The sequence below is a fragment of the Methylobacterium sp. Leaf91 genome (assembly GCF_001422815.1).
Lineage (GTDB): Bacteria > Pseudomonadota > Alphaproteobacteria > Rhizobiales > Beijerinckiaceae > Methylobacterium.
Genome location: NZ_LMMP01000051.1, coordinates 201,928 through 218,855 on the forward strand (window position 1 = coordinate 201,928; position 16,928 = coordinate 218,855).

General features: G+C 65.0%; 13 protein-coding genes and 3 pseudogenes. 8 read left to right on the plus strand and 8 right to left on the minus strand.

Features of this window, described 5'->3' with window-relative positions; all coding sequences use genetic code 11:
- The gene (locus ASF32_RS23015; RefSeq protein ID WP_056434229.1) at window positions 1-183 is read left to right on the plus strand and encodes a hypothetical protein; all 183 of its coding nucleotides are present in this window, start codon (window positions 1-3) and stop codon (window positions 181-183) included.
- Between the two features lie 10 nt (window positions 184-193).
- On the opposite strand, the gene ASF32_RS23020 is transcribed toward ASF32_RS23015, so the two are convergent.
- From ASF32_RS23020 to ASF32_RS23045, 6 genes are all read right to left on the minus strand, one after another.
- Window positions 194-1,276: an acyl-CoA dehydrogenase family protein gene (locus tag ASF32_RS23020; RefSeq protein ID WP_056434231.1), complete on the minus strand. Its 1,083-nt coding sequence runs from the start codon at window positions 1,274-1,276 to the stop codon at window positions 194-196.
- Window positions 1,273-1,821: an OsmC family protein gene (locus ASF32_RS23025; protein WP_056434233.1), complete on the minus strand. Its 549-nt coding sequence runs from the start codon at window positions 1,819-1,821 to the stop codon at window positions 1,273-1,275. Before ASF32_RS23025 ends, ASF32_RS23020 begins: the two co-directional genes overlap by 4 nt.
- 11 nt (window positions 1,822-1,832) lie before the next feature.
- Window positions 1,833-2,681 (minus strand): ABC transporter permease, encoded by an 849-nt coding sequence (locus ASF32_RS23030; RefSeq protein ID WP_056434235.1) that lies wholly within the window; start codon window positions 2,679-2,681, stop codon window positions 1,833-1,835.
- Window positions 2,678-3,895, minus strand: coding sequence for an ABC transporter substrate-binding protein (locus ASF32_RS23035; protein WP_056434293.1), 1,218 nt, complete (start codon window positions 3,893-3,895; stop codon window positions 2,678-2,680). Before ASF32_RS23035 ends, ASF32_RS23030 begins: the two co-directional genes overlap by 4 nt.
- 14 nt (window positions 3,896-3,909) lie before the next feature.
- Entirely contained in the window at window positions 3,910-4,659 is a 750-nt protein-coding gene (locus ASF32_RS23040; protein ID WP_056434237.1) for an ABC transporter ATP-binding protein, read from the minus strand.
- Between the two features lie 843 nt (window positions 4,660-5,502).
- Window positions 5,503-6,843, minus strand: a complete 1,341-nt coding sequence (locus tag ASF32_RS23045; protein ID WP_056434240.1) for an LLM class flavin-dependent oxidoreductase — start codon at window positions 6,841-6,843, stop codon at window positions 5,503-5,505.
- A 343-nt stretch (window positions 6,844-7,186) separates the two neighbouring features.
- Between ASF32_RS23045 and ASF32_RS23050 the strand changes: the two genes are divergently transcribed.
- The 6 genes and pseudogenes from ASF32_RS23050 to ASF32_RS24930 form a co-directional block, all read left to right on the plus strand.
- Window positions 7,187-8,809, plus strand: coding sequence for an ABC transporter substrate-binding protein (locus ASF32_RS23050; protein WP_056434242.1), 1,623 nt, complete (start codon window positions 7,187-7,189; stop codon window positions 8,807-8,809).
- 5 nt (window positions 8,810-8,814) lie between these two features.
- On the plus strand, window positions 8,815-9,747 hold the full coding sequence (locus tag ASF32_RS23055; RefSeq protein WP_056434244.1) for an ABC transporter permease: 933 nt from the start codon (window positions 8,815-8,817) through the stop codon (window positions 9,745-9,747).
- The gene (locus ASF32_RS23060) at window positions 9,744-10,655 is read left to right on the plus strand and encodes an ABC transporter permease (protein WP_082490495.1); all 912 of its coding nucleotides are present in this window, start codon (window positions 9,744-9,746) and stop codon (window positions 10,653-10,655) included. Before ASF32_RS23055 ends, ASF32_RS23060 begins: the two co-directional genes overlap by 4 nt.
- Window positions 10,652-12,331 (plus strand): ABC transporter ATP-binding protein, encoded by a 1,680-nt coding sequence (locus tag ASF32_RS23065; RefSeq protein ID WP_056434246.1) that lies wholly within the window; start codon window positions 10,652-10,654, stop codon window positions 12,329-12,331. The genes ASF32_RS23060 and ASF32_RS23065 overlap by 4 nt, the downstream gene beginning before the upstream one ends.
- Before the next feature lie 655 nt (window positions 12,332-12,986).
- A complete protein-coding gene (locus ASF32_RS24925; protein ID WP_082490496.1) occupies window positions 12,987-13,247 on the plus strand; it encodes a helix-turn-helix transcriptional regulator in 261 nt (86 codons plus the stop codon).
- Window positions 13,248-13,575: 328 nt separating this feature from the next.
- Window positions 13,576-13,884, plus strand: a pseudogene (locus ASF32_RS24930) (IS3 family transposase); the annotation flags it as partial.
- Between the two features lie 22 nt (window positions 13,885-13,906).
- On the opposite strand, the pseudogene ASF32_RS26750 reads toward ASF32_RS24930, so the two are convergent.
- Window positions 13,907-14,146 (minus strand): annotated as a pseudogene (locus ASF32_RS26750) (IS630 family transposase); the annotation flags it as partial.
- A gap of 152 nt (window positions 14,147-14,298) precedes the next feature.
- On the minus strand, window positions 14,299-15,435 hold the full coding sequence (locus tag ASF32_RS24935; protein ID WP_082490497.1) for a glycosyltransferase: 1,137 nt from the start codon (window positions 15,433-15,435) through the stop codon (window positions 14,299-14,301).
- A gap of 657 nt (window positions 15,436-16,092) precedes the next feature.
- Here ASF32_RS24935 and ASF32_RS23075 point away from each other — a divergent pair.
- Window positions 16,093-16,631, plus strand: a pseudogene (locus ASF32_RS23075) (IS630 family transposase); the annotation flags it as partial.
- Between the last annotated feature and the right edge of the window lie 297 nt (window positions 16,632-16,928).

The window sequence follows — 16,928 nt, forward strand, 5'->3', positions numbered from 1 at the left end:
GTGTCGCAGGCGGGCATCGTCAACACCGTGCTTTTCCCGCCGCCGACCGTCGTGGCGCAGGCGCTGCACGAATGGCTGATCTCTGGTGAACTGCCGTCGGACCTAGCCGCGAGCCTTGCGCGGGTTCCTGTGGGCTTCCTGCTGGGATCCATCCGGCCGCACCTGTCGAGCACCGCGCGTTGACAAGCAGCCGTCACCCGCCCGCGAGTTCCCGCGTGATGTGCTTCACCGAGGGCGTGACGATGGCCACGAACTGCGCCTCACGCAGTCGCCGGAAGGGTTCGGAGCCTTCGAGATACCCGCGCGCGCCGAACTGAAGCATGGCGGCTTGCGCCGCCTCCAGGGCGAGCCAGGAAATGTCGAGGCGTAGGCGCAGGGTCTCGCGGAACGCGCCCGCCGCCGGGTCGGCATGGCGTTCGGCCGCGTGCACGAACCGCGTCCACAGGTCGGCCGCCCGCGCGTCGATCCCCTCGGCCCCAAGAGGAAGCGCCGCGCCGTCCCGGCTGCCCCGGCCATCCGCGCGCATCAGCGCGGCGACGCCACGGGCGAGCCCCAGTCCCATGCCGGCCTGGAGTAGAACGAAGCCGTTGCGGATGCGGGGGACGAAGGCCGCGGCGTCAGGGGCGATCACGTCGTCGTCAGGCACGAAGGCGTCGCGGACCATCACCGTGTAGGTCCCGGTGCCTTCGAGGGCTACGAAGCGGGCATTGGCTGCGATGGCAACCCCTTCCTGGCCTGCCGCGAACACCGCCATGACACGGCGGCCGTCGTCCAGGGCGAAGATGCTGGCGAACGGGTGGTCGGGGCCGAGATTGGAGACCCAGGGCAAGCGCCCGCGCACCCTGTAGCCGCCTGGCACCCGTCGACCCGTGAGGGCGAGGGGCTCGATGCCGGCGAACGCCTTCATCGGATTAGACAGTCCGGTGCCGCCGAGGCGTACGCCGTTGGCGATGTCGGCCAGATGGCGGTCGCGGGCAAGCGCATCGCCATGGGCGAGGTACCAGGCAAGGGCGTCCTGGCACCAGACGCAGAAGGCCGTCGACAGGCAGGTGGCCCCCACCGCCGCCATCGCTTCCACGGCTCGGATCAGTCCCTCGGGTGTACCCTGCGTGTGGTGGGCATAGGCACCGGCTGCGCCGAGGCCGCGCAGCACGCCGTCTGGATAGAGCCCCCCGTCGATCGCACCGACGATCGGCGCGAGCTCGTCACGCACGACGCCGGCGACGTCCCGAGGGACTTCGGGAAGCGCCGCGGGGCGGGCGAGGGCCGCGCTCATCGATTGCGGACGAGGCTGACGGCGACGGGATTCCTGACCGTGTTGAGCACCGGCGACCAGTCACCCGCATGGGCCACGAGGTCGTCGAGTTCGGCTTGGCTCGCACCCTCGATGTCGAGGCGCGCAGTCAGGCGCACGGCAGTGAGGCCGACGGTCTTCGGCGACAGGTCGCCCGTCCCCCAGACCGAGGTGATGTTGATATCCCCCTCGCTCTCGATCTCGATGCCGCGCACGGTCCAGCCGCGCGCGACCGCGTTGGCTTGGAGGCCAACCGCCACGCAGGTGCCGAGGGCTGCGAGCAGCGCCTCGGTGGGGTTCGGGGCGGTGTCATCGCCGAGGAGGCCGGGCGGCTCGTCCACCACGTGGGCGTCGAGGTTGCGCACGTAGTTGAGATGGCGGAAGCGCCGACCCTCGGCGATGGTCCGGGCGCGCACCGTGCGAACGGCCGTCGGATCGGCGCGGCCCTTCTCCGACAGGGCCGCCAGGGCGTCCCGGTCGATGGTCTCGAAAGTCTGGACGATCTCTCTCACGGAGGCGGACGACATGGGCGTTCCTTTCAGGTCGCGGGAATCCAGCGGGCGCGGGCAGCGAGCCGTCCGAGGCCGGCGTCGAGGGCGTAGCCGATCAGTCCGATCAGCAGGACGAGGGCCGCCAAGCGGTCGTACGAGAGGGTGTCGCGCGCATCGTTGATGGCATAGCCGAGGCCGCTAGTGACCCCGAGATACTCGGCCGGCACGAGCACGATCCAGGCGACGCCGAGCGCCAGGCGCAGGCCCGTGAGGATGTCCTGCAGCACCGCCGGAACCACGATCCGGTGCAGGGTGGCGATCCGGCCGCCGCCGAGGTTGCGCGCGAGGGTGAGCCAGATCGGATCGATCCGCTTCACGCCGGCCGCGGTCGAGAACAGGATCGGCCAGATCGCGGCGGCCGCGATAAGGAACACGATGGCGCCCTCCCAGGTCGGGAAGGCCAGCACCGCCACCGGCATCCAGGCCAGCGGCGAGACCATGCGCAGGAGCTGGAAGGGGGGCTGCAGGGCGCGTTCGGCCAACGGCGAGGCCCCGACGAGCAATCCGAATGGCACCCCGAGCACGAAGGCGTAGGCGAGGCCTTGGCCGATCCTGGCAAGGCTCGGCAGCGCGGCCCGCCAGGCCTCGCCGGAGGTGAGAAGATCGGCGAACGACGCGATGGCCGGTCCGGCAGCGAAGCCCGCGAAGGCGGTATAGGCCGGATCCTTCGCGAGGAGGCAGCCGGCCGCGAACCACAGCAAAAGGATGGTGCCGACACCGAGAAGCGGCGCTGTCCAATGCAGCACGCCGGCAAAGGATCGGCTCTCCGGCCAGGCGCGCGCGGACGTGGGGCCGCCGATGTCCAATGGTGCGGACTTCAGGAGGCCCGCGGTCATAGCGACAGCGTCTCGGTGCGGTCGGTGCCGGACCCGGGGAACGCATCCGGGAAGCGCTTGAGGGATGCGGCCACGAAGCGGTCGTCGACGAGGTCGCGCGCGACGAAATCCGGATCGAGGCCGTTCAGGAAGGTCGCGTCGCCCTCCACCACGGTCCGGCCCATGGCCTCGACGATCAGGCGGGTCGCGGACGGGTAGGGCCAGGGCTGGAAGTCGATGCGGCTCGCCGCCCAGTCCGCGTGGCGGATGGCACCGCTCGCCGCATAGGCGGGACCGTAATCGGTCATTGCCTTGACCACCACGTCGGCGGCCATCGGCAGGTAACCGCGTCCGTCCTTCGAGATGAGCCGGGCCACGGCCTCCTTGTTGGCGGACGCATAGGCCTGCGCGCGCACGATGGCGTCGATGGCCTTGCCCGTCCATTCGGGGCGCTCCACCGTTGTCCGCTCATGCGCGACGACCACGCAGCAGGGGTGATTTTTCCAGATGTCCCCGGTGAAGCGCAGCATCCGGGCGCCGGCCTTGATCTCGCCGAGCGCATTGAACGGCTCGGCCACGATGTAGCCGTCGACCTTGCCGGCCGCCAGCGCCGCCGGCATCTCGGGTGGCGGCAGGATCTGGAGAGCGCATTCACCTGGGCCCGCCTCGCCCCGGATCACCGGCGTGATGCCGGATTCACGCAGCGCGTACTGCAGCACCACGTTGTGCATCGAGTACCAGTACGGAACCGCGACCCGCTTGCCGGCGAGCCCCCTGAAGTCGGTGATGCCGCCCTTGCCCCCGACGACGATGCCGGAGCCGTTGGTGTGGGCCCAGGCCAGAACCTTGACCGGGAACTTGTTGTTGTAGCGCATCCAGACCGGGATGGGCTTGAGCAGGTGGGCGAGGTTGAACTTGCCGGCGGCGAAACCTTCGACCAGGGCCGACCAGGACCGCACGGGGGTTGGCTCGGCCACCTTGAGGCCTGCCTCCTCGAAATAGCCCTTGGCGTGGGCGACCAGGAGGGCGGTGGCGTCGGTGATCGGAAGGTAGCCGATGCGCACCACATCGTCGTCGGCCGCGTGCACGGCCCGGCTCGACAGGCCGAGGCCGGCACCACCCAGCAGGGCGGCGAGGCCGCCGCGCGCGAGGCTGTCGAGGGTGTCGCGGCGGGTCCAGTCCGCGCGCGCCCATTCATGCGTCCAAAGGGCGGAGAGGTCGTCGGGAGCGGTCATCAGGAGGGTCCGGTTCACGCCGCTTCGCGGTCGACGGGGAGGGGTGATGCGCCGAGCCGCGCCCTCAGTTCGACCTCGGATCGGACGGGGAAATCCGCGACGATCACGGCGGGAGTGCCTGCAAGAACGAGGGCACGTTCGGCCAGAGCTGCGACGTCGGCCGGATCGTGGGTCACGATCACGAGCGTCAGGCCACGCTCGCTCGCAAGGCGCTTCACGTCCGCGCGCAGGGCGGTCCGCATCTCCGGATCGAGGGCGGAGAACGGCTCGTCGAGGAGGAGGAGGCGCGGCCGGCTCGCGAGCGCCCGCGCCAGGGCCACGCGCTGCTGCTGGCCGCCCGAGAGCTCATGTGGCTTGGCATCGACCCTGTCGGCCAGGCCGACTTCTCCGAGGATGCGCAGTGCGTCCGCGCGGTCGCCGCCGGGGCTTCCCAGGGGTCGGCCGGACAGGCGGGCCGGCAGCAGCACGTTGTCGAGGACGCTCGCCCAGGGCAGCAAGGCGGGCCGCTGGAACATCATCGTGGCCCCCGGGACGGGGCCCTTCACGCGCGCACCGTTGATCGTCAGGTCACCGGAGGATGGCGGGACAAGGCCGGCGGCGATCTGCAGCAGCGTCGACTTCCCGACGCCGGACCGCCCGACGATGCCGATCCGTTCACCGGGGGCGATCCTCAGCGAGATCCCATTGAGGATCGGTCGGCCGCCGCGCCGGAAACCAACGGCATCGAAGACGAATTGCGGCGATGGCGCAAGATTCTCAGGCACAGGGAATGGTACGCCGAACCGAGAGTTTTTCATCGAGCCAAGACCATCAAGTCTCGTCTGTAGAACATGAAGACCTCGGCGAGCCAAGTCGATAGATTAATATAATAAAAATCGAGGCCGAAGTAGAAGGCGAATTCCTGAGTTTCGGATTAACGAAGAAAAACCTCTCCCTATTGGCTGCATGATACCCAGCGCGCCTACGAGTGAAGCCTTTCACAGCTGGAGACGCGATCGGGTTTCATTCGGCACCGGTGCGAGGTCGACCGTGACCGATATCGTCAGAGTTCGCGTGGGCCGCGCTTCATCGAGTTGGATGCGCTCCGGAAGGCCCACGAACTCGACGATCTGGCCTCGACGGCGGTCGAATCGAATTCTGCGACAACCGCGGCCGTGAAGCAGCCGATGCACTTCCAAAGGAAAAGCCACTTGGGTCCTTGTGTGAAGATGCTGGCGCTATGGTAGGCCTACAAGGACGAGCCCAAGGCGAAATCGCTCCTGGGAACATCGCATGTCTGAAGCCAGGTTCTTCGTCGATCTACCGCGACCGCATCGTCGGCGCCTTCGCAGTCAACAGCACGGCCCGCCACGCGAGTACCGCGTCGGCACAGCCTGAGGCAGGCATGCGATACCGACCCGCCGCGACCGCATGCGCCTCGGCGCCTTCCCATATCCCGGCGGCCTGACGATCTCGGTAGCCCGAGGAGGACCGAACTTCGACGTCACGGTCTGCTCCGTTCAGCTTGAAAGTCAGCAGGCTAACGAAAGCCTCCTCTTGCCGAGGTTCTGACCTCGATCGTGCCGTAAGCCCGCGCCAGTAGCGAGTTGGGGGATAGATCGCTGGGTTCAGGCCGGAACTCGAACCTCCGGGCTATCCGCGAAACGGCTCGGCGGCCGGGCGAGACCGAGATGGTCCCGCAGAGTGGTTCCCGAATAGGCGGTGCGGAACAGGCCGCGCTTCTGGAGGATCGGCACAACGGCGTCTACGAAGGTCTCCAGACCGTCGGGCAGCACGTCGGGCATCAGGTTGAAGCCGTCCGCCGCTCCGGCCCGGAACCACGCCTCGATGTCGTCGGCCACGGCCTCCGGCGTGCCTACGATGATGCGGTGGCCGACACCGCCTCCGAGGGCCCGCAGCAATTCACGCACCGTGAGGTTGTCGCGACGGGCGAGCGCCACGGTTCCGAGGAACATGGTGTGGTTGGCATTGGCGGGCAGTGGCAGCGCGTCCGGCAGCGGCTTGTCGAGGGCGAGGCGCTCCGGTGCGATCTGGAGCGTGCCAGCGAGACGCGCCAGACTGTACTCGATCGGAACCAGGTTCCACAGGTCGTCCTGACGCTGGCGCGCCTCCGCCTCGGTACTGCCGAGAATAGTGGCCAGCCCCGGCAGAATGACGATGGACTCGGGCGAGCGTCCGAAGGTTGCGGCGCGAGCCCGCAGGTCCCGCGCATAGGACACTCCATCCGGGATGGTCTGCGACAGGGTGAAAACCGCCTCGGCGGTGGCCGCCGCCAGATCACGTCCATCCTGCGAGCCGCCGGCCTGAACCGTCACCGGGCGGCCTTGGGGTGAGCGCGGCACGTTGAGGGGCCCGTCGACGGAGAAGTGAGTGCCCCGGTGGCGGATGGCATGCACCTTCCCCGGGTCGACGAAGCGGCCGCTGGCTTTGTCGCCGATGAGGGCATCGTCCTCCCAGCTGTCCCACAGGGCGTGAGCGACCTCGACGAATTCCCGGGCGCGCGCGTAGCGCGTCCCGTGCTCGACGGCGGCGGTCAGCCCGAAGTTCCGGCTCGCGGCGGCATCGGCCGTGGTGACCACGTTCCAACCGACCCGTCCGCCGCTCGCGTGGTCCAGTGATGCGAAGCGGCGGGCGAGGTTGTAGGGCTCGTTATAGCTGGTCGAGGCCGTCGCGATCAGCCCGATCCGCGCCGTGGCCGCGGCGATGCTGGCCAGCACGATGGTGGGCTCCAGGGCATTGAACGGGCGGTAATCGAGGCGGTCCGAGATCGAGGGGGTGTCGGCGAGGAAGATCGCGTCGAACAAGCCCCGCTCGGCGACCTGGGCGACCCGGACGTAATGGGCGATGTCGACGAAGGCGTCGGGCTGACTGCCGGGCAAGCGCCAGGCCGACGGGTACACGCCCGAATGCAGCAGGTTCACGTTGAGATGCAGCTGGCGTGGAGACATCGGGAAGGTGATCCGTCGATCGCGGGGTGGGACGTGTCGGGGCGAGAGTGGCGCGGTGCGGTCATGTCCGGGAGACGATCCGGTTCTTCGCGCCAATGCGAGTCGAAGTTTTCGTCTCCGCAACGCCGGCTCGGCGCTGGTAAGTTTTCAAATAGCGCGATGCTGTCAGTTGCCTGGTATTTCCCAGTTGATTTTGGCTTCTACGTCGCACTAGATCACGCCAGCAACAACTAGACCGATCAAAATCAGAGATGAAGTCAAAAAATTCCCTCAGCATCAATTAGGGAATGTTTTGCTCGCGTTGAGTCTGGTCGTAGACAAAGCATATCCCGAGCTGAGATTGATGAAAAAATTCGTTTCCCTGCTTGCGCTGGCCACGATCTCCGCGACCGGGCTCGCTCCTCTGTCACCCGTCGATGCTGCGGAACCGCAGCCTCGGCCCGGCGGCACCCTCACCTGGGGCGTGACGACGGAGCCGTCCTGCTTCGATCCGCATCGCTCGTCGCAGCAGGCCGCCTTCTTCGTGGCGCGCAACTACATCGACTCGCTGGTCGGCAAGAGGGCGGACGGGACCTTCGCGCCCTGGCTCGCCACGGAATGGACGATATCGCCGGACGGAAAGGTCTATACCTTCACCTTGCGCGAGGACGTCATCTTCCACGACGGTGAGGTGTTCGATGCGGCGGCGGTGAAAGCGAATTTCGACTTCGTGAAGAACCCCGCCAACGCAGCGAACGCCGTCGCGCTGCTCGAATATTTCAGCTCGGCCGAGGTGATCTCACCGCACGTGGTCAGGCTCACGCTCTCGAAGCCGGATTCGACGTTTCTTGAATCGGTTTCCAACGTCAAACTCGGCCTGATCTCGCCCAAGTCCCTGGCCAAGGGCGATCTCTGCGGCGGCGGTCCGTCCCTCGCCGGCACCGGCCCGTTCGTCTTCGAGCGCTACGTGCGCGGCCAGTCGGCGAGCTTCGTGCGTAATGAGCGCTACGCCTGGCCCCCCGGCTACGCGGCCCGTCGGGGACCGGCCCATCTCGACGGGTTCAGCTTCCGGTTCCTGCCCGAATACGCCGTGCGCACCGGCGCCCTCACGTCGGGGCAGGTAGACGTCATCGAGGGCGTTCAGGCCACCGACGTGTCCCTGTTCGCGGACGATCCGCAGTACCGGCTCCTCATCGGCCCGTCGGGTGCCAGCACGTCCTTCACCCTCAACATCAACTACACCCGGGCGCCGGCCGACGACATCCGGGTTCGACGCGCCCTACGCGACGGGTTCGATCCCGAGCCGATCGTGCGGCAGGTCTATCTCAGCCACGTGAAGCGGGCCTGGTCGATCATCGGGCCGGCCAACCCGGCCTACAACAAGGCTCTGGTGGGGGCCTGGGGCAACGACATCGCGGGCGCGAACCGGCTGCTCGACGAGGCCGGGTGGACGCAGCGCGACGCGCAGGGGTTCCGCACCCGGGAGGGCCGGCGCCTCACCCTCGATGTCGGGTATCCGCAACCCTACGTGCGCGACAACCGGGAGATCCTCATCCAGGGCATCCAGGCGGCCTTGCGCAAGAACATCGGGTTGGACCTCAACCTGCGCATCGTCACGGCGGGCGAGTACGCCAAGGGCAACGCCACCGGCACTTGGTCGATCTATCCCAACACCGACAACCCCGCCGACCCGGCCCGCGAATTATGGGACATGCTCGGCTCAAAGGGCTTCCTCTACACGAAGGTGCCCAATCCCGACCCGGAGATCACCGGCCTGATCGATCAGGCCCTCCAGGCAACGGACCCAGTCGCCAAGCGCGCGCTCACGGACCGCATCCAGGTCCTGGGCGTCGAGAAGGCGTTCATCGTCCCCCTGTTCGCGCCGAGCTGGTTCCTGGCTGCGAAGACGGCCGTGCGCGGGCTGGGCTTCGAGGCGGGGCTCGACTCGCCGTCGAACGCCTACGACGTCTGGCTCGCAAAGGAGTAGCTCCCATGGGTTCGCGCGCCCTCTGGTCCCGCGTCGTCGCACGCCTGGGCACGAGCATCATCGTCGCCTGGGCCAGCGTCACGGCGGCCTTCCTCGCCCTCCATGCGCTCCCGGGCCGGATCGAGGACATCCTGGCGGGCGACATCGATACCCCGGGGCTGCGCGAGGCCATCGCCGCCGAATGGGGGCTCGATCAGAGCCTGCTCGCGCAATATCGGGCCTTCCTATCCCGCATCGCCGGCGGCGACCTCGGCACTTCCTACGTCTTGCGCCAGCCCGTACGCGAGATCGTTGGCTCGCAACTCTGGCCCACGGTTCAGCTCGCACTGACGGCAGGCGTGCTGGCGGTGGCGCTCGCCGTGACGGTGGCGCTTCTCACCGCCGGGCGGGGCCGGCTGTCCCGGAAGGTCGCCTCCGCCATTGAACTTGTCCTAGCCTCCACCCCGGTCTTCTGGATCGGCATCCTGCTGCTGATGCTGTTCTCCTTCACCTTGCGGTGGTTTCCGGTCTCGGGAGCGAATGGCTGGCAATCCCTGGTCCTACCCGCGATCGCCCTGGCGCTGCCCACTGCCGGCCTTCTGGCGCAGGTGCTCCGGGAGGCCATCGAGAAGGCCCTCGACCAGCCCTTCGTCACCACGATCCGCGCCCGTGGGGTCGGCGAACTCACGATCCGGACCCGCCACCTCCTGCGTCATGCTTCACTGCCGGCCGTCACCCTCGGCGGCTGGCTGATCGGTGGGCTGCTGGGCGGCGCGGTCATCACCGAAAAGGTGTTCGGCCGGCCGGGACTCGGCAGCGTCACCCTTGGCGCGGTGCTGACTCATGACGTTCCGGTGGTGCTCGCGGTCGTGCTCCTCGCCGCCTTCATTCACGTTGCGGCCTCGACGCTCCTCGACATCCTGTACCTACTGATCGACCCGAGATTGAGGACCGCATGACTGCTTCCGCTCGCATCGCTCCTCCCTCTGGCTTGCTCCACGAGCTCGGCGCGCCCGCGCGGGCCGGACATGATCCCGCCAGCGTCGCGTTGAACCGGCACCGCGCCTATCCGCTTCCCGTCCTGGGCTCTGCCCTGTTCCTCGCCGCCCTTTTCGCTGTGGCGGCGGCGCCCGGCCTTTTCACGGCTCACGACCCGCTGGTTGGCGATGTCCTGGAGGGCCTGAAGGCGCCGGACTGGGCCCATCCCTTCGGCACCGACCGGCTCGGCCGGGATGTCCTCGCCCGCACCTTGTACGGGGCCCGCTACTCCCTGCTGATCGGCCTCGGCGGCATGACGGTCTCGGTGCTGGCGGGCGTCTTCCTCGGGATCCTGGCCGGCCAGCGCAACCGCTTTCTGGATGAGGTGACCTCGCGCCTCTTCGACGTGCTCTCGTCGTTTCCCGGCGTTCTCCTCGCCATGTTGGTCGTCACCTTCCTCGGCCAGGGCATGCTCAACATCGCCCTCGCGGTGGGCATCGCGGGCATTCCGAAGTTCGGCCGCATCGTGCGCGCCCAGACCCAACTGGTCCGCGATGCCGATTACGTGACGCAGGCCGCCATCTACGGGCTCGGCCGGCGCCAGATCTTCCTCCAACACGTGCTGCCGAACGTTCTGGTGGCGGTCCCGGTGATCGCCACCGTGTATATCGGCAGTACCATCCTGACCGTGTCGGGCCTTAGCTTCCTCGGCCTCGGCCCACAGCCGCCGACCCCCGAGTGGGGCGTCATGCTGGCCGAGAGCCGCGATGTTCTGCGCGTCGCCTGGTGGCCGGCGGTGTTTCCGGGCGCCGCCATCACCCTGACGGTCATCGCCTTCAGCACCGTCGGGGTCTTCCTACAAAAGCGCTTTGAGGGACGCATCGCATGAAGGGCGCGGCCGAGGCCTCTGCCACCGGCGCGCTTCCGCCGCTGGTCGACATCCGCAACCTGTCCATTGGCTTCGGTGGGCCGCCCATCGTCCAGGGGGTCGATCTCGTCGTCCGGGCCGGAGAGTGCGTCGCGCTCGTCGGCGAGTCCGGGTCCGGCAAGAGCTTGACGGCACGCAGCCTCCTGAACCTCGCTGGCGCGGGCGCGACGGTGGAGGCCCACCGCTTCCGCCTCCAGGGTCGCGATGCGAAAGCCTTCGGGGCCGCCGACTGGCGCCGCCTGCGCGGCACAGTGACGGGCCTCGTGATGCAGGACGCCCTGGTCTCGCTCGATCCGCTGCGCACCATCGGGCAGGAGGTGGCGGAGGTCCTGTCCGAGCATCGCCTCCTGCCGGGACGGAAAGCCATCGGCGCGCGCGTCCTCGACGTCCTGGCCCGGGTGGGAATTCCGGACCCGGGGCACCGCGCCCGCCAATATGCTCACCAGCTCTCCGGGGGGCTGCGCCAGCGCGCCCTCATCGCCTCGGCCATCGCGGGCGAACCCGACCTGATCATCGCCGACGAGCCGACCACCTCTCTCGACGTGACGGTACAGGCGCAGGTTCTGCAGGTGCTCGCGGGGCGGGTGCGGGCGGGTGCGGGGCTCCTGCTCATCAGCCACGATCTCGCGGTGGTTGCCGGGATCGCGGACCGGGTACTGGTCATGCGGCACGGCCGGGTGGTCGATAGCGGGCCAACGGCGGAGGTCCTAACGCGGCCGCGCCACCCCTATACCAAGGGTCTGATCGCGGCGATTCCTTCCTCCGCCTCGCGGGGGCGCCGGCTCACCGGGGCGGCTCAGGCAATTCACCGGGATGGTGGCGATCCGAGACCCGCTCCCCGCCAGGAGGTCGTCCTGGAGGTGCGCGGGATCGCAAAGCATTACGCGGGGGCCGCGGGCTATGGCCGCCCGGCCTTCGCCACGAAGGCCCTCGACGATGTGAGCTTCGTGGTACGAGCTGGCGAGGTCGTGGGCCTCGTGGGTGAATCCGGCTCGGGAAAGTCGACCTGCGCCAAAATCGTCCTCGGTTTGCTGGCGCCGGATCGTGGCAGCGTCCGCCTCCTTGGGCAGCCCTGGAGCGGCATCCCGGAAACGCAGCGGCGCGGCCTTCGCCCGCGCCTGCAATACGTCCCGCAGGACGCTCTGAGCAGCTTCGACCCGCGATACCGCGTTTCCGACATCATCGGGGAGAACCTCGCAAGTCATGCACGCGCGGGCAGGGCCGCGCGCGTGGTCGAACTTCTCGAGCAGGTCGGCCTGGCCGCCGACATTGCAGCGCGCAACCCGTCCTCCTTATCGGGAGGTCAACGCCAGCGCGTCTCGATAGCCCGGGCGCTGGCAGCCGAGCCGGCCCTCATCGTCTGCGACGAGCCGGTCTCGGCCCTCGACATCGGCATCCAGGCCCAGGTACTCGATCTACTCGCGGATCTGCGGGCGCGCCTCGGAACGGCGCTCCTATTTATCTCACACGACCTTGGGGTCATTCAGCATCTCGCGGATCGCGTACTCGTCTTCCACCACGGGAAGCTGGTGGAACAGGGGCCAGTGGGCGAGATCCTGACACATCCGACAGATGCCTACACGAAAGCGCTTCTAGCCTCTCAGCCACGCCTCGAACTGGACCAAGCTTTAGCCTGAGCCGGGCTTTCGCAAGCAGGTTCCTGACAGTCGGGGCTCTGCGCAGGCTCATGGTCTCTACGAACGACCGCTTCTGGGAATTGTGTAGGGTTGCTCGTACGGGGTAGTTGGGTCGGATGCCGGACGTCCGCTTCGAGGCGGGCTGCCAGGATCCTGTTGCCCCCTACCTGCAGCGGACTTGCTGGGTCCCATGGGGATGCAGACTTGATCAGTCGATGGCGGTAGGTAGGCGTCCAGTACAAACGGGGCGGCGGCCGTCAGGATCGCCTGTGTCGCGGCGCCCATGACCACCGGGAGGTCCGGTGAGGTGAGCCAGCCCGACATGGTCACGGTGGCCGTGTGAGAGGATGAGGGCCTTCAGATCACCGCCGCCGGCCATGCCATCCACGGATGGGTAGCAAGACACATCATCCGGTTCGCCGTCTAGCGGAAGACCGAGGTCGAGGAGGATGCGGGCGCCTTCGTGGACCAACTCCACGCAGGTGCCGCCGATCTCACGCGCCCCGCGGTGGATACGAACCTGCATCGAATGGACGAGCCCCATACGCCGCACCGATTGCGCAACGGGGATAACCGTCTCGTCTCAGATTCTCGCAGCAATTGTATCGCAGATATTCGATGGTTTCCCCGGGTGCAAGCTGTTCGCGTCCGCGTCATGGACGGACGAGCACGCGTGGCGTGGCATCTGCGGCGATTGCGGGTTGAACGGGGGCTGTCTCAGAAGGCGCTCGCCGTTGATGCTGGCGTGGACCGTGGGTACGTAAGCGGCATTGAGCGTCGTAGCTTCAACCCCACCGTAGACATTCTAGATCGCCTCGCGTCCGCTCTGTCGGTCGATGTCTCGAAGCTTTTTGCGTTGCCTGCCGACAACGAACAACCTCCGTCGCCACTGAGGCCCGGGCGCCGCCGAAGCTGAACGGCCAAAGCACCGGGGAGGGGTGTATCCCGCTACTGAACCGATCCTCAGAAGGTACAAATCTTATGAAGCGAGTATCCGACTGCCGGTGCGAACGACTGCAGATGTCCGCCAGCGTCGTTAGGGCCGACAATAGGGCCGACAGCGGCGATTCATAAAAATATCAGCAACAACAATAACTTACGGTGCCGGATGGCGGAAGGGGTGGGATTCGAGATTGGCCACACCGCGCAGTTAATGCACTCAAAACAAAGGAGTTTTTTCTAATCTTATCTGGAAATGTTGCACACCATGTTGCACGTTGCGTTGCCTTAAGGGTTAGGGCTCGATTGCTGTCGCGGGGCATGATTGGCGGCCTCGCCCCGAGAGCGCTTGGTCGACGTCCAATCGTCGCCTCCTCGACGACGTCCGGCGTATCCACATCGGGCATTACAGGCGTTACGGCTCGCCTTGGATCCATGCTGGCCTGCGAGCAGAGGGCCGAACAGCCACTCGCGGACGCGTGGAGCGTCTCATGCGCCACCACGGCATCCGGGCCCTGGTAGGGCGTGGACTCCGACCCTGCACCACCGACAGCCGCCACGATCTGCCGATCGCGCCCAACCCGGTGGAGCAACACTTCTCAGCCGCACTGCCAGCAACAGGCCGTGCTCTACCTTCAAGCGGGCGCGTATCCCCTCCAGGATGACGTCGTTTTTTGCGTCGATCAGGTCGCGCAGGAACACTTCGTGCGGATCGAGCTTTGACGTGCGCGGTCGACCCTGCGGGCGTACTGCCACCGTGCCGATCGCTTTGACGGCGGCCATCCAGCAAATAGCTGTCGCAATCCCACCGTTGAAGCGCACAAAGGCTTGATGCCGTGCGGTGGCCGCCGCGGCATCCACCACGCGCTCAGGCACATCTCAGCTGTAGGGACATCCCATACATCGCTCCGTCGGGGGAGCTATGCTGTGAATCACCCATCAATCCGCTTCGGGCCTGCCCCAACCCCGACTCGGGTGAAACGGCAACATTCTAGAAAACCAAATATTTCCCAAGCAAAGATCAGTGATCAGCATCCTATTTGATCTAACGCTTGCCGGCCTTCGTTAGTAATTGCTCGGGCGTTGATAGCTTCTTGAATGAATTTTCTTATTTTATTATCGAAAACTCTCTCTGAAAATTTACCTGCGTGTGCGATTATTTCTTCTGAGTTAAAGGACATTGACTCAAACCGTTCGATCGCATTTTGTATCGCTTCATGGGTCTGATTATCAAAGAACACTCCCGTGCGACCGTCGATGACTGTCTCAGTAGCCCCCCCCCGCTTAAAAGCAATAACAGGACGACCACTTGCCATTGCTTCGACAGGCACAATTCCAAAATCTTCTTCGCCTGGAAAAATCAGGGCTTGGCAACGTGCATAATGCTCTTGTAAAACGTGGAAGGGCTGTGAACCGAGGAGGGTGATGTTGGATTGCGCCAGCGCACGAAGCTGCGACAGCATCTGACCACCACCAATGACAACAAGTTTTTTGCCCGTTCGATTGAAAGCTTCAATCGCAAGTTCCGGGCGTTTATAGGCCACTAATTCACCAACCATCAAATAATAGTCACCGAGATCTCCTGGTTTAACTGGGGCGAAATCAACGACACTCACAGGAGGGTTTATCACGCATGACTCTCGCCGGTAGTATCTCTGAAGTCGATCCGCAACAGTTTTCGAATTAGCGATATAATAATCAACACGGTTTGCTGATATTGCATCCCAATTTCGCACATAATGTGCAAGCACCGGCATCATCATACGCGTTAGAAGCCCCGATCGTTCACGATAATCATGAAACATATTCCAAATATATCGCATCGGAGAATGGCAGTAACAAATATGCAAAGATCCCGGGGGAGGAATAATTCCTTTAGCCGGGCCAGATTCGCTACTGATAATAAGGTCGTAACCCCGCAAATCTAGTTGCTCGAGAGCCAATGGCATCAAGGGCAGATAGCGTTGATACATACGCGCAGACTTGGGTAGCTTCTGAATGAAAGATGTTGTTACGCGATGCTTATTGATTGTGCTTGAGATTGCTTCGGGCACATAGACATGAGTAAAGATATCGGCATCTGGGTAAATCTTACATAGTGCTTCAATAACCTTTTCGCCGCCACGCATTCCTACAAGCCAGTAATGAACAATCGCAACTTTCATAAATCTCTCTCGCGTATGTCAAAGCAAATGATTGCATTCCTACCGCACTTTCATCGCACCTTCAACCATGGGCGACTTGTACTCTCCAGCCAATTCTTGACTCGGCTCGAATTGTTATATTGAATAGAGACATATCTTAAGGTGCTATCTTATATTGAATTGTCTAATCTTTAAATAAACATCTAATCATATGGAGTATTTAAACTCAAGGTATCATTCAGAGTATTTTTCTTTAATTGTAATTTTTAGATAGGTGTGAGCGAACGCCTGGTTTTGACCAGCAGAACGAGGGGAGTTTTTTGTCCTCTGCGGCAATATAGGTGGACGCATTATCTGTCCTGTATTTAGCGAGAAGGCTAGACTGCTCGAATGTTTCATCCAGAGTCGCTGGTTGAGGCGTCTTGCATTTGCGTCAGTTTTCATCGCCGAGAAACGGGTTTGTGTATGGATAGCTTCTAACAAATCGGTGTCGTTTTGTAGCTTACTCGACCCAATTATTTTAGCAGGGAATGGAGGGCTTGGAAGCGAGAAGGTTGCAGGTGTCGTGCTCGTTGCGTGGTCTGTCACTAGAGCCGTGCCCTGGCGGGTTGAATCGCTCGGGGTAGGCGATCTGGCTGGCGTGTGATTCACTGGATGGGCTTATGAGGGGAGATTGCCATGCTTTCAGCCCTGTCAGTCGATCTGGGCGAGCGTGTGGTCGCCGCGATTGAAGCGGGTGCATCGCGGCGTCAGGCTGCCAAACGCTTCGGGGTCGGGGCAGCCAGCGCGATCCGGTGGTACGAGCGCTTTCGGCAAGACGGGCGGATCGCGCCCAAGCCCATGGGCGGCGACCACAACTCGCAGCGCCTGGAAGCGCAGGCGGCCCTGATCCTTCGGATCAACGAAGAACATCCGCAATCCTTCCTGCGTGAACTCCGCGACGCTCTCTCGGAACGCGGCGTCCGGGCAAGCACGAGCAGCCTGTCACGCTTCTTCGCCCCGCATGGGATCACCCGTAAAAAGGGGCTGTCCACGCGGCTGAGCAGGAGCGGCCGGATGTGAAGGCCGCACGCGAGGACTGGTTCGAGGGTCAACCCGATCTCGATCCGGATCGCCTGGTCTTCCTCGACGAGACGGCCGCCACGACCAAGATGGCCCGCCGCTACAGTCGCGCGCCACGCGGCCAGCGCTGTCGGATCGCCGTGCCTCACGGGCATGTAGGGACGCCCCTTCGGGTGCAAGCAAAATCTYTGGACGGGTGCGGTGCGTGATCGGGTGCTGCCATGTGTCCGGCCTCTGATGCGGCGGGTTACATGCCGCGGGCCCGTATGGGAGTGCGAGAGTCGGGACCACATSACTACAGCGCRCTCGAAGCGCTCCCCGTGCGCCTGGTTCTCCCAACTCCGTYTCACCRACGTTGCGCCATACCTGTCCGTCGACCTCCTCACGCCCTCCGACAGCCTCGCGTCCGCCCCGCCTACGCGGTGACGGCCGGAGCTCGGTAGATCCCACCC